The organism is Ignatzschineria rhizosphaerae (genome assembly GCF_022655595.1).
In the GTDB taxonomy this organism is placed as follows: domain Bacteria; phylum Pseudomonadota; class Gammaproteobacteria; order Cardiobacteriales; family Wohlfahrtiimonadaceae; genus Ignatzschineria; species Ignatzschineria rhizosphaerae.
The window spans coordinates 2,451,197-2,477,656 of record NZ_CP093379.1 but is presented as its reverse complement, the minus strand read 5'-3'; the positions used below and the strand labels follow the sequence as shown (position 1 = coordinate 2,477,656).

Here is a 26,460-nt window from a genome sequence, read left to right as displayed (position 1 = left end):
AGTTTTAATCACAGTAGACGATCAAAATAAGCGCCAGTATCGTTTCTGGCGCTCTTTTATTTGGATCTTTCTTATTGTTTAATCAGCCATCATGGAAATATTATGATTCAATTTTTCTTTCGGCGTTTTGGTATGGTCATCCCGACATTTATTGGGATTACGCTATTAACGTTTATCTTTATCCATCTGATTCCGGGTGACCCTATCTTAATTTTAGCAGGGGAGCGTGGAATTACCCCCGAAAGATATGCTGAGCTTCGTGCGCAATTTGGCTATGACCAGCCTTATATCATTCAGTATTGGGATTATTTAAAAGGGATTTTCCACGGAGATTTAGGAAACTCTCTTGTGACGCAAAGACCCGTTTGGACGGAGTTTGTCCCGCGTTTTAAAGCAACATTAGAGCTTGCGATTTGTGCCATGCTTTTTGCCGTGATTGTCGGCATCCCAACAGGTGTTTTAGCAGCGGTAAAACGAGGATCCATCTTTGATCATACGGCAGTTGGGATCTCTTTAACGGGTTATTCTATGCCGATCTTCTGGTGGGGGATGATGCTTATTTTGCTTGTCTCTGTGCAGTTTGACTTAACACCGGTATCAGGACGTGTGAGTGATATGGTGTTTTTAGATGATCGAGATCCTTTAACAGGGTTTATGCTCATTGATACCTTCTTCTTTGGGGAAGAGGGAGATTTTTGGGATGCGGTGCATCATATTATCTTACCGGCAATTGTGCTAGGAACGATCCCTTTAGCAGTCATAGTACGAATGACTCGCTCTTCTATGCTTGAAGTTTTAAGTGAAGATTATATTTTAACGGCAAGAGCTAAGGGCTTAGGGCGCGGGCGAATTATCTTAATTCATGCACTTAGAAATGCTTTGATTCCCGTAGTTACTGTTATTGGTTTACAAGTGGGGACAATGCTTGGCGGTGCGATATTAACAGAGACCATCTTTTCATGGCCAGGTGTTGGACGTTGGTTAATTGAAGCGTTGCAGCGCCGAGATTATCCTGTGGTTCAAGGTGGCGTATTGTTAGTTGCAACGCTCATTATCCTTGTGAACTTAGTTGTAGATCTACTTTACGGGGTCGTGAATCCTCGTATCAGACATAAATAAGGGGGATCAGATGAGTCAAAATCATAATCATGATCTAAATGTCATTTTAGAAGATGGTGAAATGCAGTTAGAGGCAAATCAACCTGTTTCACCTGAGTTACTCTATGCCCAAAAGCCGCAAAGTGCTTTGCAGCAGTTTTGGTTCTATTTTAGGAAAAATAAAGGTGCCGTTGCGGGGCTCTGCTTTATTCTCTTTATTGTCACTATTGCCATTTTGGCAAACTTTATTGCCCCCCATTCTCCCTCCGAGCAGTTTAGAGGCAGTTTACTGATGCCACCCGTTTGGATGGAAGGCGGTTCATGGCAATTTATTTTAGGTACCGATGATGTGGGACGAGATATTTTAAGCCGTCTTATTTATGGGGCGCGCCTCTCATTATTAGTGGGTGTTGTGGTGGTGGTGCTCTCTTTAATATTGGGGATTACACTGGGACTACTCGCTGGTTACTTTGGTGGCATTATAGAAGCCGTAATTATGCGCGTTGTTGATATTATGTTAGCGCTGCCAAGCCTATTACTTGCTTTAGTATTAGTGGCAATTTTTGGCCCTTCCATTGTGAATGCCTCTATAGCGCTCGCCTTTGTGGCATTACCGCATTATGTGCGTTTAACAAGGGCAACGACTTTAAGTGAGATGGAAAAAGATTACGTCGTTGCTTCAAAAGTGGCAGGCGCGGGAAATCTTCGGCAGATGTTTATTAATATTTTACCCAACTGTTTAGCCCCTTTAATTGTCCAAGCGACTTTAGGGTTTTCAAATGCGATTTTGGATATGGCAGCGCTTGGTTTCTTAGGAATGGGGGCGCAGCCACCAACACCTGAGTGGGGAACGATGCTGTCCGATGTTTTACAATATGCGCAATCTGCGTGGTGGGTTGTTGCATTCCCCGGGATTGCAATTTTGTTAACGGTATTAGCGTTTAATCTTATGGGCGATGGCCTTCGTGATGCGCTTGATCCCAAACTTAAAGTTTAATATTCAGGGAAAGGAGCAGAATTTATGACACTCTTAAAAGTGGATACCTTAACCGTAGAGTTTGGGGAAAAAAATGACCGATTTCGTGCAGTAGATCGTATTAGTTATACGGTAGATAAAGGGGAAGTTGTCGGTATTGTCGGGGAATCAGGTTCAGGGAAGTCTGTGAGTTCCTTAGCCATTATGGGGTTAATAGATTTCCCAGGAACCGTGACAGCAACAAGTTTAGAGTTTGATGGGCGAGATCTTCAAACTTTAAAACGTAAAGAACGTATGAGAATTTTAGGGGATGATGTTGCGATGATCTTCCAAGATCCTATGACCTCTTTAAATCCCTCTTTTACGGTGGGCTATCAAATCATGGAGACCTTGAAAGCTCATCAAGGTGGTAATCGAAAAGCGCGTAAAGCAAGAACAATCGAGCTATTATCAGAGGTGGGGATTCCTGATGCGGCGAATCGATTTAATCTCTATCCGCACCAACTCTCAGGTGGTATGAGTCAAAGGGTGATGATTGCAATGGCTATCGCGTGTAGTCCTAAGTTATTGATTGCAGATGAGCCAACAACCGCCTTAGATGTGACGATTCAAGGTCAGATCATGTCTTTACTCTTAAAGTTACAAAAAGAGCAGGAGATGGCATTATTATTGATTACACACGATTTAGCGCTTGTGGCGGAGTCGGCGGATAAGATTGTGGTGATGTATGCGGGGCAAGTAGTGGAAGTGGCGAAATCTCATCAATTATTTAGTGAGCCATTTCACCCTTATACCGAAGCCTTATTAAAATCATTGCCAGAATTCTCAAAAGGGCAAGCTCGTCTTGAATCACTCTCAGGTGTTGTTCCGGGTAAATATGATCGCCCTAAGGGCTGCTTGCTTAATCCTCGCTGCCCGTATAAACAGGAAAAATGTACAACTTTAGAGCCGGAACTTCAGAAGATGGGGGAGCGCTTAGTGAAATGTCATTTCCCTTTAACAACACTTACCATAGATCGACCGAATAAGGAGGTGATGTAATGACAGCGCCTAATCAAACAATGCCGATCTTAAAAGCAGATCAGCTAGCTAAATATTATGCCGTTAGTCGAGGATTCTTAAAAGAAAAGGGCGAGGTTAAAGCGCTCAATGGAATCTCTTTTGAGCTAGAAAAAGGGAAGACTTTAGCCGTTGTAGGGGAATCTGGTTGCGGTAAATCAACACTTGCAAAAGTCTTAACGATGATTGAATCGCCCACAAGTGGTGAGCTTTTATATCATGGTGAATCACTTTTAAAAAATGATCCCAAAACTGCCGCACTTCGCCGGCAGAAAATTCAGATTATTTTCCAAAACCCTTACGGATCTTTAAATCCTCGTAAAAAAGTGGGTTCAATATTAGAAGAGCCGTTATTAATTAATACTTCTCTAAACTCAATTGAGCGAAAAGAGCGAGTATTAGAAATTATGTCAAAGGTTGGGCTTCGCCCTGAATTTTATGATCGCTATCCGCACATGTTTTCAGGCGGTCAACGTCAGAGAATTGCGATTGCTCGGGGGTTAATGCTAAATCCTGAAATTGTGATAGCTGATGAACCTGTTTCAGCGCTTGATGTATCTGTCCAAGCGCAGGTATTGAACTTAATGATGGATCTGCAAGATGATTTAGGATTATCTTATCTCTTTATTTCTCATGATTTATCGGTTGTTGAACATATCGCTAATGATGTGATGGTGATGTATCTTGGAAAAGCAGTGGAAAAAGCGTCGAAAGAGGCGATATTTTCAGAACCTATGCATCCCTATACGCAGGCGCTTTTATCGGCAACACCAAGGTTAAACCCAGAGAATAAGCGAGAGAAAATCACATTAACAGGAGAATTGCCAAGCCCTCTGAATCCCCCTAAGGGATGTGCATTTCATGCAAGATGTCAGCATGCATTTGATAAATGCCGAGAATCTCAACCAGAGATTAAAACTTATCTTGATGCAAAAGGATTACTGCATGAAGTGGCTTGCTTTAAGTTAGATATAGTCGATTGAGTTTAAGAAAAACGATCTTAAAAGTAAAAAAGGGTGGTGAGAATCAAATCAGCTTGCACGCTGCCGTAGAAGAACGATTCTTGTTCTTTTTCATAACCGATATGCCGGCAATCTGATTTAGTCATTTTTAAGCCGATTTTACGATACTATAAATAGTTTAAAGAAGTGATTAGGATAAAATAAAGAGCGTTATAGTGCAGGCTATAACGCTCTTTTTATGCCGCCCATCTCTTGTTTGAAAATGGAGAGTAAGAGATGATCGGTTTTACTCATAAAGTGTTAGGATTTAGAGTAAGTCTTCAGAGTTAAATGCCATAGGGCTGGCATTATTGAAGAAGTTAATCATATTGGAAGATATTTTTAAGGAATAACTTCGCGCGATCACTAGGCTCGCCTTCAAAGAATTCATTTTTAGAAACATCATCATGAATCTCACCGCCATCAATAAAGATGACGCGGTCAGCCACTTGTCTTGCAAATCCCATCTCATGAGTAACACACATCATCGTCATCCCCTCTTGGGCAAGCTCAGTCATTACTGCTAATACTTCATGAATCATTTCTGGGTCTAATGCTGAGGTTGGTTCATCAAAGAGCATAACAACAGGGTCCATGGCTAGCGCTCTTGCGATCGCCACTCGTTGCTGCTGCCCACCGGAGAGCTGGGAGGGGTACTTTCCTAAATGTTTACTTAATCCCACACGATCAAGAAGTGCTAATGCTTTGGTGTGCGCTTCATCTTTGCTGCGTTTGAGCACTTTTGTCTGCGCTAACATGAGGTTTTTTTCAATCGACATATTGGGAAAGAGCTCAAAGTGCTGAAACACCATTCCTACCTGGGTTCTTACTTTATTAATATTGGTCTTAGGATTTGCAAGAGAGTGTCCATTGATAATAATGTCTCCTTGCTGAAAAGGCTCTAAGCCATTAGCGCACTGTATTAATGTTGATTTACCCGAACCTGATGGACCACAGACAACCACGACTTCTTTCTCGGCAATTTCAGTGGAACAGTTTTTGAGAACCTGAAAGTCTCCATAAAATTTACTAACATTTTGATAGGTGATCATGCTGTGCGTTTCCTTTTTTGTAATACTCTTACTAAGCTTGAGAGCGAGAAGCAGATAATGAAGTAGATAAACCCTGCAAAGAGGATCATCTCCATTTTTGCATTATTGTTATAACCGATAATATCGGTCGCTCTAAAGAAGTCATTTAAGCTCATAATGTAAACAAGGGATGTATCTTGAAAGAGGATAATCGCTTGTGTTAATAGGAGCGGAACCATGTTGCGTAGTGCTTGCGGTAAGATGACATAATAAATCGCTTGGATTCTGGTCATCCCTAACGCAAGTGATGCCGACATTTGTTGGCTTCTCACGCTTTTAAACCCCGCTCGAATAATCTCTGAATAATATGCCGCTTCAAAGAGCGAGAAGGCGATGATTGCCCAAGTGAGCCTTACTCCTGCTGTATTGCTAATCCCAAAGTATTGTTGCACCGAGGGACCTATTGCTAAATAGAACCACATTAACACCATAATTAAAGGGATAGAACGAAATAGGTTTACATACCCAGTTGCAATCCATGCAATTGGTTTAGGTGCATATAATCTTAATACAGCTAAGACAATCCCCCATAAGATTCCTACAATAATCGCAATGACGGTAATGCGTAAACTAACGCCCATTCCTTGAAGTAAAAACTCATAGTTTTCACCAATAATAGAGAAGAGGCTTGCTAATGAAAAATTATCCATATTTAAGCTCCTTCTTTAAAGGTCGGTAGCTGTGTCCAGCGTTCAATGAGCTTCATTATAAACATGAGTGCTACGTTAATAATGATATAGGCAACGGTAACGAGAATGAAGGATTCATAAGCCTTTGCGGTATAGTCATTAATTTGCGCAGCTTGCCTTGTAAGCTCGGCAAGTCCAATGGTTTGAAGAACAGAAGAGTTCTTAAAGATGTTAAGAAGCTCAGAGGTCATTGGCGGTAAAATAATGCGTAGGGCTTGTGGCAAAATAACATAGCGATAAGCTTGTGGTAGGGTTAACCCTGTGGCAAGCGCTGCACGCATCTGCCCTCCTGCTAGTGATTCAATACTTGAGCGAACTTGCTCAGCAACACGGGCAGAGGTAAAGAGCCCAAGACATAAGATACCGGCGGTCATCATCTGTACTAAGGGATCTTGGCCTTTAATCCAATCACCAAAGACGCTCGGCATAAGATTAGGCCAAACGTAATACCAGAAAAAGAGTTGAACAATAAGGGGCACATTACGTAAACATTCGACATAGGTTGCCCCTAAAAATCTGAAAGTTTTACTGGGAAGAGTCCGCATTGTTCCGACAATAATGCCAAGAACGAGAGCGAGAAACCAGCTGGCGCTAGATGAGAGGATGGTCCACTTTGCACCCTCTAATAGCCAGTCAAGATAGGTTTCGTTAATAACTGCCTCTTGAAATAAGATTGAAAAATCTAATCCAAACATAGAGAAACCTTTACTAATAAAATTGTGATCTCATGAAGCCATGAGAGAATTATTAAAATATTGATTCTATTGACTTTATTAAAGACGAGAAATACTAGGAAAGAGGGGGCGACCTCTTCCTAGCATTTCATAAGTGAGAAATTAGGCATTAGGAGTCAACAAATGGCTAACCTTCTCGCTACTGGTTATTGATACGGTGTATCAGTTGGATTTTTAAAGAGCTCACGCATGCTATCTGAAAGTGGGAATTCTAAGTTTGCATTACGTGGAGGAATTGGTTGAGTAAACCATTTGTTGTAGATCTCTTCCATTTCCCCTGATTTTGAAAGCTCAACAATGACTTCATCAGCAAGTGCTTTAAATTGCGGGTCATCTTTACGCATCATACATGCATAAGCTTCTTGGTCTTGGGATTCCCCTGTAACAACCCAACGGCTTGGATTTGGGGATTTAGCACGCTCACCATAAAGAAGAGAGTCGTCCATTACATAAGCAATTCCGCGATTATCAGAGAGCATCATAAATGCATCTCCATGGTCTTTAGCTGCTTGAATACGCATATTCATATTCTTTTCAGCATTCATATTACGAAGAATTCGCTCAGAAGTGGTTCCTGCTGTTGTAATGACCACTTTATCTTTAAGATCATCAAAGCTTGAGATGCCGGAATCTTTATCGGTAATCATACGGATATTAATGATAAAGATCGTATTAGTGAAGCCTGCTTCTTGTGCACGGGATTTGTTATGAGTCGTAGAACCGCACTCAAGGTCAATGGTACCATTACGCATTAGTGGAATACGGTTTTGTGAAGTGATGGGCATCAGTTTTACATCGATTTTTTTACCGAGTTTTTTCTCAATACCTTCTACAATTTTTAAGCTAACTTCATGGGAATAACCAATGACATTTTGTTGATTATCATAGTATGAGTAGGGGATTGATGATTCTCTATGACCTAGGGTAATAGATCCCGTATCATTTACTTTTTTTAATGTGCCTGTCAGTTCTTCTGCAATTGTTGCACTCGGCATCGCAATTAGGCCGCATAATGCAAGCCCTAGAATCGTTTTTTTCATGTTTACTCCTTCGTACTGTGGTTGCTATCTAGTTGTGTATCCTAGCAAAAGCTGTTAATTGGATATTTTGAAATATCTCTTTGTTATATTTAAGTTTTTTTAAACATCGTGAGAACTAAGATAGTAAAAAAATTATTATAGTAGGTCTTTTATAAATCTTGAGAACTCAGCTTTTAAGTTTAAATTTTGAACAGCCTGTATTTAGATATAGGCTAGCTGTGAGAAAAAAGCAAGAAGTAAGACTCGATATTTTTAAGGAGGGATATTACTTTTAGTTATAGGTATCTACCATAAATGACTTTAATTTAAATGTTGGCAAGGATTGATAACTGCTTGATCTTGGTGCTTGACGGAAGGTTTAGGAGCTTCTATTCTTAAGACATTATTTTGCAGGATAAAGGGCATAAAAAATGAAGAAAAAATTGATCGTTTTAGGAAGTAGCAATGTGGATTATATTTTAAAAGTTCCCCATTTTTTATTGCCAGGAGAAACGCTTGCCGGAGATCAGTATCAAGTTGCACTAGGGGGGAAAGGCGCCAATCAAGCGGTTGCAGCGGGGCGAGCGGGAGCAAATATTACCTTTATTGCAGCAGTAGGTGATGATGATGTGGGAAAATGGGCGATCACACAATTTCAAAAAGATCAGATTAATACTGCATTAATGACGGTTATTAAAGGTGAAAAAACAGGTGTTGCGCTAATTTTTGTAAATCATGAAGGTGAAAACATGATTGGTATTTATGCCGGTGCTAATGCCCATGTGACTCCTGAACTAGTCACCCCTTTTATCTCTGAGATAACGGCGGCGGATATGCTTTTAATGCAACTAGAGACGCCTATTGAAACATTAGAATTAGCAGCAGAAAAAGCCAAAAATGCCGGCGTTAAAGTGGTACTCAATCCCGCTCCAGCAAGAGATTTAACGGATGCTTTTTTAGCCAATATCGATATTATTACGCCCAATGAAACAGAGGCGCAGATCCTCACAGGTATTACTGTTGAAACAGATAAAGATGCCGATTTAGCATCCCAAGCTTTGCACCAAAAAGGGATTGAAACAGTGATTATTACCTTGGGAAAGAGAGGTGCTTGGGTGAGTGTGAAAACAAAAGATGATTCACGTGGAACCGGAGAGTTAGTGCCAGGATTTATGGTGAAAGCTGTAGATACCATTGGGGCGGGTGATACTTTTAATGGCGCTTTAGTAACGGCATTATTAGAAGATCAAACGCTTTTTGACGCTGTGAAAATAGCGCATGCAGCAGGGGCTTTAGCGGTGATGAAAGAGGGCGCTCAGCCAGCAATTCCTTGGCGTGAAGAGATTGAAGCATTCTTAAAAGCTCAAGCCTAATTTGTAGTTTTTTAGTTAAAAAATCAGCATTCATAAGAAAAATTTAAATAGTTTACTAGAGCAATTTACTAGAGATTAATGAGTAGCATTAATCTCTTTTTTATTGTGAAAAAAGAGGATAATTCTCTGTTTTCATGAGTACTTAGATAGTTAGTGGAAAAGTATATTGATTGGTTTTAAAAAGGAGATTAATCCAAAAAATAAAAATAGGGAGAGATAAATAATTTGCTTTTTAAAAAAGAGTATGCGTATTATAAAAACACGCTGACAACAGCGAACATTTATCAAGAGTGGTGGAGGGATAGGCCCTGTGAAACCCGGCAACCTGGATACGAAAAAGGTATTTAAGGTGCTAACTCCTACAGTGATGAATACCTAAAGTATCAAAATTGAAGATATTTTAGAAACATCTACTGAGAGATAAAAGCGATTGGATTCGATGCCAACACTGCTTGATAAGAGAAAAGAGTGTTGGCTTTTTTACGCCAGCAGAAAAGGAGAGGGAGGCTTTGAGGTGCTTTCCTTCACAATAAACTGGATAAAATTTAAGGAGACAGTCAGATGTCAGTTGCACATATTTTAGGATTTCCTCGAGTGGGCGCTCAGCGTGAATTAAAGTTTGCGCTAGAGAAGTATTGGCAAGGAGAAATTGATCAAGCAAAGCTACGAAGTATTGCTAAAGCCGTTGAAGAAGATGGCTGGCGAGCGCAAGCAGACCTTGATCTTTTAACGGTGGGTGATTTTACTTTTTATGATCATATTTTAGATACTTCCGTTTTACTCGGCGTTATCCCGCCAAGATTTAATCATCCTAAAGGGGAAAAGGTATCACTTGATACCCTCTTTCGTATCGCTAGAGGTAGAGCGCCGAGCGGCGAAGATGCGCCAGCTTCAGAAATGACAAAATGGTTCGATACTAATTATCATTACATTGTGCCAGAGATAGAAAAAGGACAAGTCTTTAAGCTTTCAAGTGATCGATTATTTGAAACCGTCAAGCGTGCCAAAGGCTTTAGTTCCCAAGCTGTAAAAGCGGTGATTACAGGCCCTTTAACTTGGCTAAAATTAGCAAGTGTTAAAGGGGAGCAGTTTTCTAAATTAGAGTTAGTCCCTGCATTAACTACAGCTTATAAAGAGATTTTAATTCAACTAGAGGCAAGTGGCGCTGATTGGATTCAAATAGATGAACCTATTTTGGTGTTAGATCTTTGCGATAAGTGGCGAGCCGCTTTTAAGGCTGTTTACCAAGAACTTGCCAAAATTAGTGATAAGCTCATTTTAACCACTTATTTTGATGAGCTTGCCGATAATTTAGAGACAATTGTCGAGCTTCCGGTAGCAGGGCTGCATATTGATGCGATTCGGGGGGATCTTGCCAATGTTGTTAACCAGTGGCCTGGAGATAAGATTTTATCTGTAGGCATAGTCGATGGCCGTAATATTTGGGCTAATAATCTGGCGCAGAGTTTGACGACTTTAACGCCGCTTGCTGAAAAATGGGAAGGACAATTATGGGTTGGCTCTTCTTGCTCATTACTCCATTCGCCCGTTGATTTAAATGCCGAAGAGAAGTTAGATACCGAAATTAAGTCTTGGCTTGCCTTTGGTATTCAGAAAATAGCAGAGATTAAAACGTTAACTCTAGGCGTTACTGATGGGCGATCTGCGATTGAGGAAGCCTTAACAAAGTCTAATAACATTCATGCTTCACGTGAAACCTCCACACGCATTCATAATCTCGCCGTAGCTCAACGCGTTGCAGCGATAAAAGCAGGGGATGATCAACGAGAAACAGCTTTTACCAAGCGCTCGCAGATTCAGGCAAATAAATTTAATCTACCCCTTTTCCCGACAACGACGATCGGCTCGTTTCCTCAAACTCATGAGATTCGCCAAATTCGCCGGAAATATCGTTTAGGAGAGATCGATAAGCAGCAATATCATGAAGGGATTTATGATCAGATTCGTTATGCCATTTCGGAGCAAGAAAAGCTTGGGTTAGATGTGCTTGTTCATGGGGAAGCTGAGCGTAATGACATGGTTGAATACTTTGGTGAAAACTTAGATGGTTTTGCTTTTACGCAGTTTGGTTGGGTGCAAAGTTATGGTTCTCGCTGCGTGAAACCGCCGATTATCTATGGCGATGTTTCAAGACCTAAAGGCATTACCATTGATTGGATTAAGTTCGCCCAAAGTTTAACAGATAAGCCTGTTAAGGGGATGTTAACAGGTCCTGTCACGATTTTATCTTGGTCTTTCCCAAGAGATGATGAATCAGACCAAACGTCGGCTTTTCAGATTGCCTTAGCATTAAGAGATGAGGTTCACGATTTAGAGCAAGCGGGTGTGGCGATTATTCAAATAGATGAGCCAGCGATTCGAGAATTATTACCGCTTCGTAGAGAGCGACAAGCGGATTATTTAGCATGGGCAGAAAAAGCCTTTCGCTTAAGTAGCTCCGGCGTGAAAGCAGAGACGCAGATTCATACCCATATGTGTTATTCCAACTTTAATGAGATTATTAAATCGATTGCCAATTTAGATGCTGATGTGATTACGATTGAAACATCGCGTTCAGATATGAAGCTTTTGAACGTTTTTCGGGAGTTTAAGTATCCCAATGATATCGGCCCTGGCGTTTATGATATTCACTCTCCAAGAATCCCAACAGTTACAGAGATTGAAACGCTTATTGAACATGCAACTCAATATCTTCCAAAAGAACAGCTCTGGATTAACCCAGATTGCGGGCTTAAAACAAGAGGGTGGGATGAAGTTCGAGCGGCCCTAAAAAATGTTGTGACGGCAACAAAATCATTACGTCAAAGATATCAAAAGGCGTTGTGATACGAAGATGATTTAATCAAGTGAGCGCAATAATCTCACTATTAAATACTAAAGCATTCTCTCCATAGTTTTTTTGAATGCTTTAGTAACCTTACTCCTTATGAGTGCTCATCAATACTTATTGTGTGACTCATTTACCCTATCTTTCTGAAGATTGATAGGGTGTTTTTTTTAGAAGGGTTATGAAGCCCTATTTTTTATTTCTCAAGAGAGCGTAACCAGGCTATTTCCTCTTTCCAAATCTCAGGCTCAATGGTTTCTAAGATAAGAGGCATATCTTGAAAACGTTCATCTTGCATAATATAGCGAAAAGGCGTTTCACCAATCTCACCTTTACCTAAGCTATGATGGCGATCAACACGGCTGTCAAAAGCGCCTTTAGAATCATTTAAGTGCATGGCTCTTAGATAATCAAAGCCAACGACCTTATCAAATTCTGCAAAGGTATTATCACAACCTTCTTCCGTTCGAAGCTCATATCCTGCGGCAAAGGCATGGCATGTATCGATACAAACCCCCACGCGAGATTTATCTGTGACATCTTCAATAATGCGAGCGATATGCTCGAAATCAAAGCCTAAATTCGTGCCTTGCCCTGCGGTATTTTCGATAACAGCGGTTACGCCTTTCGTATGATCAAGAACGATATTGATTGATTCAGCAATGAGTGCTAAGCAATCATTGACCGGCATTTTATTTAAGTGGCTTCCAGGGTGGAAATTAATGAGTTCAATACCGAGCTGCTCACAGCGTTGAAATTCATCAAGCAACGCATGACGAGATTTTTCGAGCGCTTCAGTTTCATGATGTCCTGGGTTTATTAAATAACTGGCATGAGGCAAGACATGCTTTGCGTTAAATTTATAAACTTCTAAAAAGCGTTTATAGCTTTCAATATCCGCCTTTTTAAGGGGAGGACCTTCCCAGCGGCGATTATTTTTTGTAAAGAGTGCAAAAGCATTTGCCCCAATACCCTCGGCATTTTTAACAGCATTTTGTACGCCGCCGGCAGCACTAACATGAGCACCAATATAATATGTCATATACCAATCCCTATCTGCATTGATTGATGCTTTAAACGATCAATCATTATGAGTTGTTTTTATAAATTTCAAAAGCCATTGTACCGATTTACGAGGAGAATGTTGAGCATCCCCTATTTGAATTCTTTTATGAGGATGATTATCAAGAGGGATTTTTGGGTTGGGGATTTATTATCTTGAATGAAGCATCACTATTTTTAAATTGCCAAATAAGCGCAGTTAAAAAGAGGCTGAGAAAACTTGCAGCAAGAGTGATAACCATCAGATGAGCATATTGCAAAGTGAAGCTAACACTTAAGCGGATCATTATAATAAATATGATAAGTGCCATAAATAATGCCTGATATCGCCATTTTGCTTGATTGAATAATCGAACCTTTTGTTTTGGTAAGAAGTAGATCCAAAGAGCTATGGCAATCGCGCCTAGTAGTGAGCTTGTAAGTTGTAAGATTTTATAAAAGGGGAGCTTGGTGTGAAAGAGTGTAGCTTCCTGTTGTAAGAGTGTAATACGGGTGACAAAAAAGCCTGTTTGGTGGGTAAAATCATCCCAGCAAATATGCGATAAAATTCCTAGAAATAGGGAGAGTAAAACCAGCATCACTCCTTTTATGCTTTGGAGCTCAATAGGCAATAGAGAGGTTTTAAGGGGAGGGGGATTTGCTAAAAAAGGCGTGAATCTTTGGCTTAAGCCTTGAGGGAGATTTAAAATAAGCGGTGTTTTGATGACTTTTTGAAAAAGGATAAAAAAGAGTAAGCCTAAAGGAAGATCAAAGAGCCAAATTCCTAAGAAAGTATGTCCAAAGACACCCAACATCTTCATCCGTAATAAGTACTCAGCATCGGGCATCATCGCGCCAATAATAAGCGCCGATAAGGAGAGTTTTTGCAGAGAAACTCTATGAAGCGCAATGCCGGCAATGCTGTGTGAAAGGGTAAAAGGCATAATTATAGTTCTATCAGAATAATGAATATTGATGGATCAGATAGTAACATGATTTTTAACATTTTTTTGGGGATAAAAAAGCCTCGGTAGAGGAAGCGATTCTACCGAGGACCAAAGGATCAAATTAAAGATCTTGTTATTAATGATCTATTATTCCGTCACTTTTTTTGCTTTTTGTTCATCCATAAACTCAGGGTGATTTACTTGACGATATTGCTGAATTGCTTCAGAGATACCTTCACCACCAACTTGTGAGCGAACATATTGTGCTTCAAACTTCGCACGAGCTTCTTGTGCTGCTTTACTGTTATCCATGATAGATACAACAAATGTCACAATAAATGCAATAGGAATTGAGAAGATCGCTGGGTTATTAAGGGGAACAATCGCTTCATCATGGCCTAATACTTGTACCCAAACAGCAGGTCCTAAAGTAATGATGGTCACGGCAACGATAAATCCAGCAGCGCCTCCTAATACAGCTCCTCTTGTTGTGAGCTTGCTCCAGTACATTGATAAGAAGAGTAATGGGAAGTTTGCAGATGCACCAATTGAGAATGCAAGACCGACTAAGAACGCCACGTTTTGATGCTCAAATAAGATTCCTAAGTAGATGGAGAGAACCCCAAGTACGATTGTGGTGAAACGAGAGATTGTGAGCTCTGTTTTCATCACAGGATTACCCTTTTTGATGACGTTTGCATAGAAGTCATGGCTGATTGCTGATGCCCCTGAGAGGGTTAATCCAGCAACAACAGCGACTAATGTTGCAAATGTTACAGCCGACATGAAGCCAAGGAATACGTCTCCACCAACAACGTGTGCTAAGTGAACCGCAGCCATGTTATCGCCACCACGAAGGTTTTTGAGTAAGTCTGTAATACCGGCAATGGTATAATCAGGGTTGCCCATTACAAAGAAGATTACTCCGAATCCAACAATGAACATGAGTAAATAGAAATACCCGATAAAGCTTGCTGCATAAAGTACAGAGCGACGTGCTTCTTTTGCATCTTTAACTGTGAAGAAACGCATTAAGATGTGTGGAAGACCTGCGGTACCGAACATTAAACCAATGCCTAGAGAGATTGAGTCAATAGGGTTTTTAAGCGCGTTACCAGGAGACATTAACTTCTCTCCTAATGGGTGAATTTTGGTAGATTCTGAGAAGAGAATCTCCACGTTAAAGCCTACTTTAAAGAGAACATACGCTGCCATTAAGGTTGCACCAAAGAGGATTAATACCGCTTTGATCATCTGTACCCATGTCGTTGCAAGCATTCCCCCGAAGATAACGTAAACAACCATTAAGATCCCAACGATAAATACTGCTACGTTGTAGTGGAATCCAAAGAGCATTTCGATCAATTTACCTGCGGCAACCATCTGCGCAATAAGGTAAAGTAATACGATTGCCATTGTGGAGAACACGGCAAGAATACGAATAGGTGTTTGTTGTAAACGGAAAGAGGTCACATCTGCAAAGGTAAAGCGACCTAAGTTTCTAAAACGCTCTGCCATAAGGAAGAGGAAAACTGGCCAACCGATGAAGAATCCAAATGAATAGATTAAACCATCATACCCAGATGCGAAAACCATGGCGGTAATCCCAAGGAATGATGCAGATGATAGATAGTCCCCAGCAATTGCAAGTCCATTTTGGAATCCTGAGATTCCGCCCCCTGCGGTGTAGAAGTCTGAGGCTGATTTTGTTTTATTTGCCGCCCAATAAGTAATATAGAGCGTTGCAAGAACGAAAACAAAGAACATACTGATCGCTGTCCAGTTCTTTTCACCATCACCAAATGCAGAGTCTGCTGCAAAGGAGATTGAGAAAAGGCTAAGACCTAACAGAATAAAGGTTAACCATGTTTTACTTGAACTTTTCATGAGTAACCTCCTCTAAGAGCTCTTTATTTAAGGTATCAAATTCTTTATTAGTACGATTAACGTAAAGCGCAATTAATCCCACTGTCCAGACGATTAAGAAGAATCCCGCAGGAATTCCCCATGTTGTCACCATATTGGCGCCAATGGGTGTTGCAACTAAATCACGGGCAAAACTTGAAGCTAAGATAATGATGAGATACAACCCAAGTGTTAGGGCAAGAAGCGTGAGACTATATCGCTGCTTCCTTTTCACTATGGCATGAAATTTCGGATCCTTTGCTATGATGTCAACGACTTCATCGTAGTCACGTTTAGCGGTATCCTGATTAGAATTGGACATAATATCCTCCTCAGTTATAGATAAATAGACATGGTGTTATAAAATTTTTGATGGTTATCGATTTTGTCGACCAACCAAAATACTTACTAATGCCACCTTAGGCACATGATCTACAGGTTTAATTGAGCTTTTAATAAGAGAATTGTTTAAGTTTTATTGTTTTAATTACATATTTTCTTAAATTATTATATATAAAATTACCTAATTCAATTCTTTAAAGGTTTTTTATTGTTATTAACCTCTTTTTTATTATCATTTTTGATGATTAACCATGATGATTATCTCCTTTCTGCTCCACATTGTATGGTGTATTTTTTATTTAAAACAATGTATCAAGCGCCCATTTGTTCTCCTGTGAGGTTAGTTTTAAGCTAACATAGCTTTTTTTTTATATCAACTCAGAAATGAAAAACGGGTATTAAGACCCCTTTAAAATAGAGGACTTAATACCCGTTTGATTTTTTAAATCTTTATAATTCAGCGAGTTACGGCTTATTTTGACTTAAATAACTCGTGAGAATCTATTATCATTTTTTCTTAAATAAGCATCAAAAACCATTCCGATATTACGAATGAGTAATCTGCCAGAATCTTGAACATAATATTTATCGTTCTCAATAATAATTAATCCATCATCTTGCATTGCATTAAGCTCTGGTAAATCTGTTTTAAAATATTCACGAGCATCAATCCCAAGATCTTCACTTACTTTATCAAGATCTAGTTTTAAGTTACACATAATCTCGGTAATAACATGACGACGAATAAGATCATCTTGTGAGAGTTTAACACCGCGCATGATAGGGAGTTTTCCTTGATCAATCATCTCTTCATATTGTGGCATTGCTTTAGCATTTTGGGCATAGATATCGCCAATTTGAGAAATCGATGAGATGCCCATTCCCACTAAGTCACAATCTGAATGGGTACTGTAACCTTGGAAGTTACGATAGAGTAATCCCTCTTTTTGCGCAATGGCAAGTTGATCCGTTGGTTTTGCAAAGTGATCCATGCCGATATAGACGTAGCCTGCATCTGTTAAACGCTCAATCACCTGTTTTAAAATAAGAAGCTTCTCTTGAGGTGATGGCATATCTTCTGGATTCATCTGCTTTTGTGTTTTAAAGAGATGCGGCATATGTGCGTAGTTAAAGACAGATAGGCGATCGGGGGAGAGTTCGATCACATCTTCTAATGTTTGTGCAAAGCTATCGACAGTTTGAAAAGGTAGACCATAGATAAGATCTAGAGAGATCGAGTTAAACCCCGATTCTCTTGCGGCTGTTAATGTTTCAATTGTAATCTCTTTAGGCTGAATACGGTTGACAGCTACTTGCACTTTATCATCAAAATCCTGAACCCCCATGCTTAAACGGTTAAACCCGATAGAGCGTAGGAAGCGCACCGTATCGGCATTAGCCTCACGAGGATCAACTTCAATAGAGATCTCGGCTTCATCATCTGAAAGTAGATTAAATTCTTCGCGAGTTTTATCCATTAAGGTACGCATCTCATCGTGAGATAAGAATGTCGGTGTACCACCACCCCAGTGGAGCTGTTTTACCGGTGCTTTATTATTAAAGAGCTTTCCTTGCATCTCCATCTCTTTATAAAGACGGTTAAGATAAGGCTCTGAGCGCTTACGGTTATTGGTAATAATTTTATTACAGCCGCAATAAAAACAGATTGTGGCACAAAAGGGGATATGAAAATAGAGTGATAATGGATTCTTTCTAGCATTAGATGCTTGCGCTGCCTCTACATACTCTTTTTCGCCAAATTCTTCCGTAAATTGGACGGCGGTAGGGTAGGAGGTATAGCGAGGACCTGCTTTATCGTATTTAGCGATAAGGGCTTCATTAAATATTTTATTTGTCATATTCCGTATACTCTAATGATCAGCTTCTGCTCGAAGACATTTCATGAGCGAATGTCCGCTCAACAAAGACTTTGGAAAGAAATCCATTTTCTGCGAGCACTATTATATCTTAAACAGGGAGCTTGTGGCGCTTTTCTCTTGATTTATTGAGCTAAGTTTTGAAATTAGCGTTATACTTTATTGATCAACGCTTTTTGATTTTCGATGAGAATTTTCCATAGCAAAAGAGGAGTAGTTATTAATGCGTCGTACTAAAATTGTAGCAACCTTAGGACCTGCAACAGATAAACCTGGAGTATTAGAAGGGATTATTAAGGCCGGAGTGAATATTGTGCGTCTTAACTTTTCTCATGGTGAGCATGCAGAACATATTGCTAGAGCAGAAGCCGTTCGTGAAGTGGCGAATAAGCTTGGGATTCGCGTGGGAATTTTATCAGACCTTCAAGGTCCTAAAATTCGTATTGAAAACTTTGTAGAAGGCCGCGTGGAGTTAGAAGAAGGACAAACGTTTATTCTTGATTCTAAACTTGATGAAGATGCCGGCAATAATGAGCGTGTGGGTATTGCTTATAAAGAGCTTGTCAATGACGTTAAAATTGGTGATACGCTTCTTTTAGATGATGGCAATATTATTGTTGATGTCACAGGCGTTACTGAAAGCGAGATTCAAACAAAAGTCGTGGTCGCAGGTCCTTTATCAAATCGTAAGGGGGTTAATCTTAAAGGTGGCGGTTTATCAGCAGCCGCGCTAACAGAGAAAGATAAAGAAGACTTAATTTGTGCTGCAGGTTTTAACACAGACTTTATCGCAGTCTCTTTCCCTAAAACAGGTGCAGATATTATTGAAGCACGTGAGCTTTTAGTGGCAGCTGGCTCAAAGGCGGGAATCGTCGCTAAAATTGAGAGAACTGAAGCACTAGATAATATTGATGAGATTATTGAAGCATCAGATGCAATTATGATTGCTCGTGGTGATTTAGGCGTTGAGATTGGTGATGCAAAATTAGTAGGGGTTCAAAAACGCTTTATTAATCGTGCAAGACAATTAGATAAAGCAGTCATTACAGCAACTCAGATGATGGAATCTATGATTGAGCATCAATCCCCAACCCGTGCTGAAGTGATGGACGTTGCAAACTCAGTATTAGATGGTACAGATGCGGTAATGCTCTCTGCGGAAACAGCGGTGGGTAAATATCCTGTTAAAACAGTGAAAGCGATGTCAGAGATCTGTATTGGGGCAGAGAGTGAGGTTGATTACTCAATGTCAGGTAAACAAGGGGGGTATTCACTTCGTGATGAACCATTTAAGTTTGAGCGCACTGATGAAGCGATCGCAATGTCATCAATTGTGCTTGCTAACCACTTTAATATTAAAGCCGTGGCGTGTTTAACTGAAACAGGGACAACCGCACTTTTAATGAGCCGCGTGACAACGGATCTTCCCATTTATGGTATTACGCGTAATGAAGATACTTGTGGACGTTTAACCATTTGTCGTGGTGTTGAACCGATTTTTTATGACTTTAAACCATCCCCAGATGATGAGATTCAAAGACAAGTTGTCAGCGTATTAAAAGCGAATAAAGCTGTTGAAACAGGGGATCAAATTTTAGTAACTTTTGGTTCATTTAATTTCCAACAAGGTGGAACAAACTGTCTTCGTATCGTGACAATTGATTAAATAGCACTCAAAAGTTGAGAAAGGCTTAAAAAATAGTTGCAACACAATTTGTTTTCACTATAATGACCTTTCTTAACTATGGAGGTGTGGCCGAGTGGTTGAAGGCACCGGTCTTGAAAACCGGCAACGGGTTAAACCGTTCGTGAGTTCGAATCCCACCACCTCCGCCATATTTAAAAAGCTCTTAGCAATTTGCTAAGAGCTTTTTGTTTACCGTTACGAAACGACTTTAAGGATAAATCTTGGTTTTAGCGGTGTTTAATGAATGACCTTATGAGGAATTAAGGAATTAAGGAATTAAGGAATTAAGGAATTAAGGGATTTAATTCTATTTTTGATGAGATCGAATTATAGTAAAATCGGTTTAAAAGTCATTGAGCCAGATAGCCGGCGCATTTGTTATGAGAAGCACAAGAGTTGTTATGAGAAGCACAAGAGTTGTTATGAGAAGCACAAGAGTTGTTATGAGAAGTACAAGAGTCGCTCTAACTCGCATTGTGCAAGCTAGTTTGATTTCTATGCTCTATTATTTTACCTATTTTGAATAGTGTTTCTTAAACCAAATCGACGATAATACTCCGGAAACAGGGGATTATTCCGCAGAGCTTTCAAATACTGGCCAAGCTTTCATTGCATTGAGGACAATCTGATTTAAAGTCTCAAGATTAGCGCCATCACAGGCTTTCACTGTAAGCCCATTGATGAGAGTGATATAAAAATCAGCAAGCGCATCAAGCTTTGTCCCTTTAGCGATATCGCCCTCTTCAAGACCTTGTTGTAATCTTTTTAAGATGATCTCTTGATAGTTATGACGCTTTTCAGAGACGTGGAGCTGTACTTCTTCAATCTGTTTAGCGCTACCTATTGCAGAGGTAACTAACATACATCCTGCAGGCTTATCAGGCTGCACAAGCCTTTTGGCTGAATCATACATTAATAATTCTATCGCAACTTTTGCCGTTTTTGCTTGGCGCATAATCTCAATAATGGGACACGCCTCGTTTGTTAAGTAATAATCAATGCAACGATTAAATAATGTTGCTTTATCACCAAAGCTACAATATAAGCTAGGCGTTGTAATACCTAAAGCCTTCGTAAGGTCGCTAATTGATGTTGCGATATAGCCATTTTCCCAAAAGAGAAACATCGCTTTTTCTAATGCTTGTTGTTCATCAAAAGATTTTGGTCGCCCACGTTTTGCGCTATTTTTCATAACAGCTTCCTGCTTCTTAAAAGTATATTTTATAGTGATCACTATAAAATTAATTGACAAAGAGAATCATCCCTTAAATAATAGCATACTATTTTTATAGTGACCGCTATAGAATGAATAAAATAAACTAGGGATTTTATATGAACTTAACAACAACCTCTTCTGCTAATGGTAGTTGGCTGGCACTTTTGTCCGCAACATTTGCTTGCTTTATTATTGTCACAGGAGAATTTTTAGCAATCGGCGTTTTAAATAATATTGCTGAGGATTTTCAAATATCTTCAGGTACAGCTGGATTAACAGTGACGGTAACCTCTATTGCCGGCATGTTTTCTGCATTAATCATTCCCATTTATGCAAAATCAATGGATAGGCGTGCCGTCTTATTGGTATTAACGATTTTAATGGTGGCGGCAAATTTAGTCACAGCGCTCGCTTCAAATTTCGCTTTTGTGCTATTAGGTCGTTTCTTCCTTGGCATTGCTTTGGGCGGCTTTTGGGGTGTTGCTGCAGGGCTTGTGATTCGAATTGCCCCCAAACAATTGCCAACAGCTCTTGCTGTGACTATCTTTTTCTCGGCTGTGACATTAGTAACGGTCCTAGGCGTTCCTATAGGGGCTTGGCTTGCTAATCAATATGATTGGCGGATGCCTTATTGGGTATTGGTAGCGCTTGGTATGGTGGCTTTTTTAATGCTCTATTTTTCCCTCCCTTCTTTAAAGCCATCTTCTAGTCTTAAGTGGAAGGAATTATTGTTAATGCCATCCCATCCGATTGCGCGCAAGGGACTGATCTTATTTATCTTAATTTTTCTAGCGCATTTTGCCGCTTATAATTACTTTACTGCTTTTTTTAAGCAATCAGCAGGGTTTTCTGATGGCGAGATATCGGGACTACTCCTAGCATTTGGTGTTGCCAGTGTCTTTGGAAATATCTTAGCGGGATATTTTGGAAAATATAATGTCCGTTATAATTTTGCCATTATGGCGCTATTATTAGGGATTGTTTTTTTAGCTTTTGCGATGAGTGATCTGCTTTTAATGCAAACGCTTTTTTTAGTGGCTATTTGGGGGATCGCAGCAGGGATGATTCCTTCGAGTATTAATATTTGGATGTATGTCCATGTGCCTCATTTAGTTGAGAAAGGCTCGGCATTAGTCACTTTTATGTTCTTAATCTTAATTACTATCGGTAGTCTATTGGGCGGGTTTATTTTAGATCATTTTAATGGCATTACTTTAATGAGTGTTGCGGCTTTAACGGGATTATTTGCCTTTACCTTAGTATTAACAATGACTCGCGGTGTACGTAATGTTGCAGTCAATAGTTGTCCTTCTTGCTAGTTAGGAATTAAGAAGAGATAAATTTACCTACTATCGAGTTATTGCCCCTTTATAGTAGGTTTTTATCATCATGAAGACGTTTAATAATCAGTTTTTAGCATATCTAAATGCGGGATATTATCTTCTAAATAAATTTCAGAAGTCTGCTTAAAACCAAGGCTTTGATAGAATTCTAACAGATAAGCTTGGGCGCTAATTTCAATGGGCTCTTCCCCCAAATTTTTGGTAATCCAAAGAAAGGCTTCTAATAATAAGGTGCGTGATAATCCTTGACCACGAAAATCATGGTGAACGACAACACGGCCAATCATCACATTTTTTCTAGTGGCAGTTTTAGGGAGGATTCTTAAATAGGTGGTTATCGCTTGTGATTTATCTTCAAACCAAAGATGAATGGCTTCCTGATCTTGAGAGTCGATATCTAGATAGGGGCAATTTTGCTCCACTACAAAGACCTTGCTGCGAAGTTGTAAGATTTGATAGAGCTGATCTATAGAGAGATTAGAAAATGGTGCGCAATGAAGTTTAGGTTGATGCATAGATAAAGCCTCCAGTGGTATTTTAGTTGTTAGAATAAGTCTGATTGAAAAATAGATTAATAGTATCAATCTATTGTTTTAGCATATTTAAGATGAAGATTTTTAAGGGAGATGTCTATTTTTTATAAAAAGGCTTGCAGAGCGTAAACTTTTCACTATAATGTCACTTCTTAACTATGGAGGTGTGGCCGAGTGGTTGAAGGCACCGGTCTTGAAAACCGGCAACGGGTTAAACCGTTCGTGAGTTCGAATCCCACCACCTCCGCCATATTGAAAAGGGGAGGTTTTCCCTCTTATTCCCAGCCGGATTTTTTTCTAAAAGCGTAGGGTAAAATAGAGAGAAGCCCTAAAAAGGCAAGGAAAGCACCGATCCAAAGGGCGGAAAGATAGCCTAATCCCGCAGTGATTGCAGCGCCCCCAAGGTAAGATCCGCCACCTAATCCAATATTAATCACAGCTGTGTGAACGGCATTTACCATAGGGCCTGGGTGAGCAACGCTGACGACTCTTGCCATCATCGCAGGGTTCATCGGAACGCCTGATAAACCGATCATTACTACTAAAGAAATTGCTAGCCACTGATATTGAGCAAGTAGCGCCATGCTAAGAAGAGAGAGCGTTAATACTGTTAAGCCAATTAGCATGACTTGCAGGCTATAGCGGTAAGCAAATTTTGCGGTAATGATATTCCCAATGACATTAGCAGCGCCATAGAGCATGAGGATCAAGGGAATGATTTTAAGATCCATTTGGGTAATATTCATTAAGATAGGAACAAAGTAGCTAAACGCTGCAAAGCTAGCCCCAAGAATTAAACAGCTTGTTAAGCATGCTTTCCAATAGGCAGATCTTTTAAAGGCTTGAATTTCATCTGCCATCGAAGGTGCCTGATGGCTTTTAAAAGAGGGTAACATAAAAAAGAGCGCAATAAAGCAGAGTAATACCATGATTGCGACAATGCCAAAGCTGGCTCTCCAACCCCAATATTCATCAATAACTGTGGCAAAAGGCACGCCAAAAACGTTGGATATCATAAATCCCCCAATGACAATAGCAGCAGCGCTTGGTCTTTTATCAATAGAGACTAAAGACATGCTTGTGGCTAAAGAGAGACTTAAACATCCTGCGCAAAGTACACCGATAATAATACGGATAAGGATGAGAATCTCAAAGCTATTCATAAAGGCACTGATCCCTTGAATAAGGGCATATAAGATCAGTAGTATTAGTAAGGTTGGGCGATAGGGTGCCTTAAATTTTAAGAAAAAATAAGTCAATATTGGGCCACCTAGCATAACGCCAAAGGCAAAGTAAGAGATAAGATATCCCACTTGCCCTATTGAAACCTCAAAGGTTGTAGCGAGTGATGGCATCATGCCGGCAATCATCAATTCTGATGTGCCTATGGAGAAAATGGCGAGTCCTAAAATATAAACAACTAATGGCATAGATCAATCCTTGTATCAATATTGCGTTGAAGTCAAAAACTCTAGGGGTGAGTAGAGATCTCACATAGAGCAATTTCAGATAAGCATCGTAGGAGAGGATCACAAATGATTTTTTTGATGGTGATAAATAACGTCCACTTTATTGCAAGGCAATAAGCGGGGAGATTTTCCATATAAAAAATGCGTGTGACAATTTCGTGATGAGATTTAAAGAACCTTGAAAACACCACTTAATATTGCATTAAATAGTGGTTGTGATTTTTGCTTGAGCATCGATTAAATCAAAGTAGTGATGGCAGTGCCTTTGAAAAGTGCTAACTGCTAGAAAATGAGATGCATCATGACAATCGCAAGGTTTATTTCCCACATAGAAAAGTACGACGATTATGAGGTGACGAGATAGTAACGATTTTGGGATTTAAGATCAAATGATATTTTTAGGGGTGTTTAATATTGAGTGAACTATTTGAATTTTTATCTAAATTTTAATGATTTTATGGGAGGAAAAGAGATTGATGAATTTTTCTTTGTAATCCAAGGGGACAAAAAAAGAACCCAACTAGAATTGCTCTAATTGGGCGAATCAAGTGCGTTTAAAAGGAGGAGGAATAAACGCCTTATATTTAATATGGGGACATATTATTCTTTTTCAAATAGCGGAGTAGAAAGATATTTTTCACCACTATCAGGGAAGATTACCACAATATTTTTACTCTTGTTTTCTGGGCGTTTAGCCACTTCAACCGCAGCTTTTACTGCAGCACTTGAAGAGATTCCCACAAGTAGGCCTTCGGTTGCTGCAACAACTTTTGCAAGTTCAAATGCTTCTGAATCTGATATGGTTACGACTTCATCATAGATTTTGGTATCTAAAGTATCAGGGACAAATCCTGCGCCAATACCCTGAATTTTATGAGGACCTGCCGTGCCTTGTGAAAGCATTGGTGAGCCTTCTGGTTCTACTGCAATGATTTTTACATTGGGGTTTTTCTCTTTAAGATAAGCACCAATACCGGTGATCGTTCCGCCTGTGCCGATGCCGGCAATAACGATATCAACCTTACCATTTGTATCTTCCCAAATTTCAGGTCCTGTGGTCTCTTTATGGACTTGCGGGTTAGCAGGATTGACGAACTGACCAAGAATCACGCCGCCATCAATTTCAGCAGCAAGCTCTTCAGCTTTGGCAATTGCCCCTTTCATCCCTTTTGCGCCTTCAGTAAGCACTAACTCTGCACCATAAGCTTTAAGAAGATTGCGGCGCTCAATACTCATGGTCTCCGGCATGGTTAAGATAATACGATAACCTTTAGCCGCCGCAACTGAGGCAAGACCAATACCTGTGTTACCACTTGTTGGCTCGATAATTGTTGCACCTTTTTTAAGAATGCCCGCTTTTTCAGCAGTATCAATCATGGCATAAGCAATACGGTCCTTCACACTTCCTGCAGGATTTAAGTATTCAAGCTTTGCAATAATAGGGGTTGTTAAACCTTGCTCTTTTGAGAAGCGGTTTAATTTTAAGAGCGGAGTTTTACCGATAAGATCTGTTAAACTTTCATAAATAGTCGCCATAATATTTCCTTGTGTAACGTCGATAGCTTAAAAGTGTTGACGAAAATTAAGCATACCTTTAATATATGTTTAATCCGAATAAAGTAACATTATCAGGATTAGGAAATAGTTGTCAATTAAATATTCAGAGAGGGATCTATGAAATTATCTGCAAAATCTCGTTATGCGCTTGCTTCACTCGTTAAAATGGCGCTTGTACATGAATCTCAGCCAACGATTACAGTGCTTGAGATTGCAGAAGAGTTGGAAATCTCTAAAATTTATTTAGAGCGTATCTTCTCAGAACTGAGACGTGGTGAGGTTGTAGGATCTATTAAGGGCTCGCAAGGGGGGTATTATCTCACAAGAGCGCCAAAAGAGATTACGCTTTATGATATTTTGCATTCTGTAGAGCCTGCGCTTTTTTCAGAAAATGATGCAACCGTTGATAAAACATCACAAAATATTGAAAGAGCGCTTGTTGAAATGGTCTATACCCCGATGAAAGAGGGACTTGCGAAGATGTTAACTAATATTTCTCTAGCAGATATCACCTTAGAAGCGCAAGGTGAAGAGGGCAATTATATGTATTATCTCTAATGATAAATGACTGATTCCCGATGGGAAAGAAGACATACTTATTTGGGTGGTTTTATAGTATCTTTGGTTTAAAGTTATTGAATCAAATTGCCAGCAT

22 protein-coding genes, 2 tRNA genes and 1 riboswitch are annotated in these 26,460 nt (G+C 39.8%); of the genes, 11 read left to right on the top strand and 13 right to left on the bottom strand.

Annotated elements, in window-relative coordinates; all coding sequences use genetic code 11:
• Nucleotides 1–102 precede the first annotated feature (102 nt).
• The 4 genes from dppB to MMG00_RS11155 all read left to right on the top strand — a co-directional run bounded on the left by dppB (nucleotide 103) and on the right by MMG00_RS11155 (nucleotide 4,116).
• Nucleotides 103–1,119 (top strand): dipeptide ABC transporter permease DppB, encoded by a 1,017-nt coding sequence (gene dppB, locus MMG00_RS11170; RefSeq protein ID WP_242148331.1) that lies wholly within the window; start codon nucleotides 103–105, stop codon nucleotides 1,117–1,119.
• A gap of 61 nt (nucleotides 1,120–1,180) precedes the next feature.
• Nucleotides 1,181–2,095, top strand: a complete 915-nt coding sequence (gene dppC / locus MMG00_RS11165; protein WP_242153463.1) for a dipeptide ABC transporter permease DppC — start codon at nucleotides 1,181–1,183, stop codon at nucleotides 2,093–2,095.
• A gap of 24 nt (nucleotides 2,096–2,119) precedes the next feature.
• Entirely contained in the window at nucleotides 2,120–3,115 is a 996-nt protein-coding gene (dppD, locus tag MMG00_RS11160; RefSeq protein ID WP_242148329.1) for a dipeptide ABC transporter ATP-binding protein, read from the top strand.
• Entirely contained in the window at nucleotides 3,115–4,116 is a 1,002-nt protein-coding gene (locus MMG00_RS11155) for a peptide ABC transporter ATP-binding protein (RefSeq protein WP_242148327.1), read from the top strand. Before dppD ends, MMG00_RS11155 begins: the two co-directional genes overlap by 1 nt.
• A gap of 338 nt (nucleotides 4,117–4,454) precedes the next feature.
• Here the strand turns inward: MMG00_RS11155 and MMG00_RS11150 are convergent, their stop codons facing one another.
• The 4 genes from MMG00_RS11150 to MMG00_RS11135 all read right to left on the bottom strand — a co-directional run bounded on the left by MMG00_RS11150 (nucleotide 4,455) and on the right by MMG00_RS11135 (nucleotide 7,688).
• Nucleotides 4,455–5,186, bottom strand: coding sequence for an amino acid ABC transporter ATP-binding protein (locus MMG00_RS11150; RefSeq protein WP_242148325.1), 732 nt, complete (start codon nucleotides 5,184–5,186; stop codon nucleotides 4,455–4,457).
• Nucleotides 5,183–5,875, bottom strand: coding sequence for an ABC transporter permease subunit (locus tag MMG00_RS11145; protein WP_242148324.1), 693 nt, complete (start codon nucleotides 5,873–5,875; stop codon nucleotides 5,183–5,185). The genes MMG00_RS11150 and MMG00_RS11145 overlap by 4 nt, the downstream gene beginning before the upstream one ends.
• A gap of 2 nt (nucleotides 5,876–5,877) precedes the next feature.
• Nucleotides 5,878–6,609, bottom strand: coding sequence for an amino acid ABC transporter permease (locus MMG00_RS11140; RefSeq protein WP_242148323.1), 732 nt, complete (start codon nucleotides 6,607–6,609; stop codon nucleotides 5,878–5,880).
• 185 nt (nucleotides 6,610–6,794) lie between these two features.
• On the bottom strand, nucleotides 6,795–7,688 hold the full coding sequence (locus MMG00_RS11135) for a glutamate/aspartate ABC transporter substrate-binding protein (RefSeq protein ID WP_242148322.1): 894 nt from the start codon (nucleotides 7,686–7,688) through the stop codon (nucleotides 6,795–6,797).
• 410 nt (nucleotides 7,689–8,098) lie between these two features.
• On the opposite strand from MMG00_RS11135, the gene rbsK reads away from it, so the two are divergent.
• Together rbsK and metE are read left to right on the top strand one after the other, a co-directional pair.
• Nucleotides 8,099–9,040, top strand: a complete 942-nt coding sequence (gene rbsK / locus MMG00_RS11130) for a ribokinase (protein WP_242148321.1) — start codon at nucleotides 8,099–8,101, stop codon at nucleotides 9,038–9,040.
• 278 nt (nucleotides 9,041–9,318) lie between these two features.
• Nucleotides 9,319–9,414, top strand: a riboswitch (SAM riboswitch).
• A 187-nt stretch (nucleotides 9,415–9,601) separates the two neighbouring features.
• Nucleotides 9,602–11,887 carry a 5-methyltetrahydropteroyltriglutamate--homocysteine S-methyltransferase gene (metE, locus tag MMG00_RS11125; RefSeq protein ID WP_242148320.1) on the top strand — a complete coding sequence of 762 codons (2,286 nt, stop codon included), beginning with the start codon at nucleotides 9,602–9,604 and terminating at the stop codon, nucleotides 11,885–11,887.
• Between the two features lie 197 nt (nucleotides 11,888–12,084).
• Here the strand turns inward: metE and nfo are convergent, their stop codons facing one another.
• From nfo to hemN, 5 genes are all read right to left on the bottom strand, one after another.
• Nucleotides 12,085–12,930, bottom strand: a complete 846-nt coding sequence (gene nfo, locus MMG00_RS11120; RefSeq protein ID WP_242148319.1) for a deoxyribonuclease IV — start codon at nucleotides 12,928–12,930, stop codon at nucleotides 12,085–12,087.
• Between the two features lie 142 nt (nucleotides 12,931–13,072).
• Nucleotides 13,073–13,873 carry a DUF4184 family protein gene (locus MMG00_RS11115; RefSeq protein WP_242148317.1) on the bottom strand — a complete coding sequence of 267 codons (801 nt, stop codon included), beginning with the start codon at nucleotides 13,871–13,873 and terminating at the stop codon, nucleotides 13,073–13,075.
• A 150-nt stretch (nucleotides 13,874–14,023) separates the two neighbouring features.
• Complete coding sequence (locus MMG00_RS11110; protein ID WP_242148315.1) at nucleotides 14,024–15,763, bottom strand: cation acetate symporter; 1,740 nt, start codon at nucleotides 15,761–15,763, stop codon at nucleotides 14,024–14,026.
• Complete coding sequence (locus tag MMG00_RS11105; protein ID WP_242148312.1) at nucleotides 15,747–16,103, bottom strand: DUF485 domain-containing protein; 357 nt, start codon at nucleotides 16,101–16,103, stop codon at nucleotides 15,747–15,749. Before MMG00_RS11105 ends, MMG00_RS11110 begins: the two co-directional genes overlap by 17 nt.
• A gap of 502 nt (nucleotides 16,104–16,605) precedes the next feature.
• Complete coding sequence (gene hemN, locus MMG00_RS11100; RefSeq protein ID WP_242148309.1) at nucleotides 16,606–17,982, bottom strand: oxygen-independent coproporphyrinogen III oxidase; 1,377 nt, start codon at nucleotides 17,980–17,982, stop codon at nucleotides 16,606–16,608.
• Between the two features lie 241 nt (nucleotides 17,983–18,223).
• Here hemN and pyk point away from each other — a divergent pair, with 241 nt between their 5' ends.
• Nucleotides 18,224–19,666 carry a pyruvate kinase gene (pyk, locus tag MMG00_RS11095; RefSeq protein ID WP_242148308.1) on the top strand — a complete coding sequence of 481 codons (1,443 nt, stop codon included), beginning with the start codon at nucleotides 18,224–18,226 and terminating at the stop codon, nucleotides 19,664–19,666.
• An 80-nt stretch (nucleotides 19,667–19,746) separates the two neighbouring features.
• Nucleotides 19,747–19,836: transfer RNA gene (locus MMG00_RS11090), tRNA-Ser, on the top strand.
• 422 nt (nucleotides 19,837–20,258) lie between these two features.
• On the opposite strand, the gene MMG00_RS11085 is transcribed toward MMG00_RS11090, so the two are convergent.
• Nucleotides 20,259–20,879: a TetR/AcrR family transcriptional regulator gene (locus MMG00_RS11085; RefSeq protein ID WP_242148305.1), complete on the bottom strand. Its 621-nt coding sequence runs from the start codon at nucleotides 20,877–20,879 to the stop codon at nucleotides 20,259–20,261.
• A gap of 140 nt (nucleotides 20,880–21,019) precedes the next feature.
• On the opposite strand from MMG00_RS11085, the gene MMG00_RS11080 reads away from it, so the two are divergent.
• Nucleotides 21,020–22,222, top strand: a complete 1,203-nt coding sequence (locus MMG00_RS11080; protein WP_242148303.1) for an MFS transporter — start codon at nucleotides 21,020–21,022, stop codon at nucleotides 22,220–22,222.
• An 80-nt stretch (nucleotides 22,223–22,302) separates the two neighbouring features.
• On the opposite strand, the gene MMG00_RS11075 is transcribed toward MMG00_RS11080, so the two are convergent.
• Nucleotides 22,303–22,761, bottom strand: coding sequence for a GNAT family N-acetyltransferase (locus tag MMG00_RS11075; RefSeq protein WP_242148301.1), 459 nt, complete (start codon nucleotides 22,759–22,761; stop codon nucleotides 22,303–22,305).
• A gap of 178 nt (nucleotides 22,762–22,939) precedes the next feature.
• On the opposite strand from MMG00_RS11075, the gene MMG00_RS11070 reads away from it, so the two are divergent.
• Nucleotides 22,940–23,029 (top strand) — tRNA-Ser (locus MMG00_RS11070).
• A 25-nt stretch (nucleotides 23,030–23,054) separates the two neighbouring features.
• On the opposite strand, the gene MMG00_RS11065 is transcribed toward MMG00_RS11070, so the two are convergent.
• Both MMG00_RS11065 and cysK read right to left on the bottom strand, forming a co-directional pair.
• The gene (locus MMG00_RS11065) at nucleotides 23,055–24,209 is read right to left on the bottom strand and encodes an MFS transporter (protein WP_242148300.1); all 1,155 of its coding nucleotides are present in this window, start codon (nucleotides 24,207–24,209) and stop codon (nucleotides 23,055–23,057) included.
• 639 nt (nucleotides 24,210–24,848) lie between these two features.
• A complete protein-coding gene (gene cysK, locus MMG00_RS11060; RefSeq protein WP_242148298.1) occupies nucleotides 24,849–25,784 on the bottom strand; it encodes a cysteine synthase A in 936 nt (311 codons plus the stop codon).
• A gap of 138 nt (nucleotides 25,785–25,922) precedes the next feature.
• Between cysK and MMG00_RS11055 the strand changes: the two genes are divergently transcribed.
• A complete protein-coding gene (locus tag MMG00_RS11055) occupies nucleotides 25,923–26,363 on the top strand; it encodes an RrF2 family transcriptional regulator (RefSeq protein WP_242148296.1) in 441 nt (146 codons plus the stop codon).
• Nucleotides 26,364–26,460: the final 97 nt, after the last annotated feature.

What these genes read in the sequence shown, in the direction of transcription:
- dppB (WP_242148331.1), top strand. Translation starts at nt 103, where the DNA reads ATGATTCAATTTTTCTTTCGGCGTTTTGGTATGGTCATCCCGACATTT.
- dppC (WP_242153463.1), top strand. Translation starts at nt 1,181, where the DNA reads ATGCAGTTAGAGGCAAATCAACCTGTTTCACCTGAGTTACTCTATGCC.
- dppD (WP_242148329.1), top strand. Translation starts at nt 2,120, where the DNA reads ATGACACTCTTAAAAGTGGATACCTTAACCGTAGAGTTTGGGGAAAAA.
- MMG00_RS11155 (WP_242148327.1), top strand. Translation starts at nt 3,115, where the DNA reads ATGACAGCGCCTAATCAAACAATGCCGATCTTAAAAGCAGATCAGCTA.
- MMG00_RS11150 (WP_242148325.1), bottom strand. Translation starts at nt 5,186, where the DNA reads ATGATCACCTATCAAAATGTTAGTAAATTTTATGGAGACTTTCAGGTT.
- MMG00_RS11145 (WP_242148324.1), bottom strand. Translation starts at nt 5,875, where the DNA reads ATGGATAATTTTTCATTAGCAAGCCTCTTCTCTATTATTGGTGAAAAC.
- MMG00_RS11140 (WP_242148323.1), bottom strand. Translation starts at nt 6,609, where the DNA reads ATGTTTGGATTAGATTTTTCAATCTTATTTCAAGAGGCAGTTATTAAC.
- MMG00_RS11135 (WP_242148322.1), bottom strand. Translation starts at nt 7,688, where the DNA reads ATGAAAAAAACGATTCTAGGGCTTGCATTATGCGGCCTAATTGCGATG.
- rbsK (WP_242148321.1), top strand. Translation starts at nt 8,099, where the DNA reads ATGAAGAAAAAATTGATCGTTTTAGGAAGTAGCAATGTGGATTATATT.
- metE (WP_242148320.1), top strand. Translation starts at nt 9,602, where the DNA reads ATGTCAGTTGCACATATTTTAGGATTTCCTCGAGTGGGCGCTCAGCGT.
- nfo (WP_242148319.1), bottom strand. Translation starts at nt 12,930, where the DNA reads ATGACATATTATATTGGTGCTCATGTTAGTGCTGCCGGCGGCGTACAA.
- MMG00_RS11115 (WP_242148317.1), bottom strand. Translation starts at nt 13,873, where the DNA reads ATGCCTTTTACCCTTTCACACAGCATTGCCGGCATTGCGCTTCATAGA.
- MMG00_RS11110 (WP_242148315.1), bottom strand. Translation starts at nt 15,763, where the DNA reads ATGAAAAGTTCAAGTAAAACATGGTTAACCTTTATTCTGTTAGGTCTT.
- MMG00_RS11105 (WP_242148312.1), bottom strand. Translation starts at nt 16,103, where the DNA reads ATGTCCAATTCTAATCAGGATACCGCTAAACGTGACTACGATGAAGTC.
- hemN (WP_242148309.1), bottom strand. Translation starts at nt 17,982, where the DNA reads ATGACAAATAAAATATTTAATGAAGCCCTTATCGCTAAATACGATAAA.
- pyk (WP_242148308.1), top strand. Translation starts at nt 18,224, where the DNA reads ATGCGTCGTACTAAAATTGTAGCAACCTTAGGACCTGCAACAGATAAA.
- MMG00_RS11085 (WP_242148305.1), bottom strand. Translation starts at nt 20,879, where the DNA reads ATGAAAAATAGCGCAAAACGTGGGCGACCAAAATCTTTTGATGAACAA.
- MMG00_RS11080 (WP_242148303.1), top strand. Translation starts at nt 21,020, where the DNA reads ATGAACTTAACAACAACCTCTTCTGCTAATGGTAGTTGGCTGGCACTT.
- MMG00_RS11075 (WP_242148301.1), bottom strand. Translation starts at nt 22,761, where the DNA reads ATGCATCAACCTAAACTTCATTGCGCACCATTTTCTAATCTCTCTATA.
- MMG00_RS11065 (WP_242148300.1), bottom strand. Translation starts at nt 24,209, where the DNA reads ATGCCATTAGTTGTTTATATTTTAGGACTCGCCATTTTCTCCATAGGC.
- cysK (WP_242148298.1), bottom strand. Translation starts at nt 25,784, where the DNA reads ATGGCGACTATTTATGAAAGTTTAACAGATCTTATCGGTAAAACTCCG.
- MMG00_RS11055 (WP_242148296.1), top strand. Translation starts at nt 25,923, where the DNA reads ATGAAATTATCTGCAAAATCTCGTTATGCGCTTGCTTCACTCGTTAAA.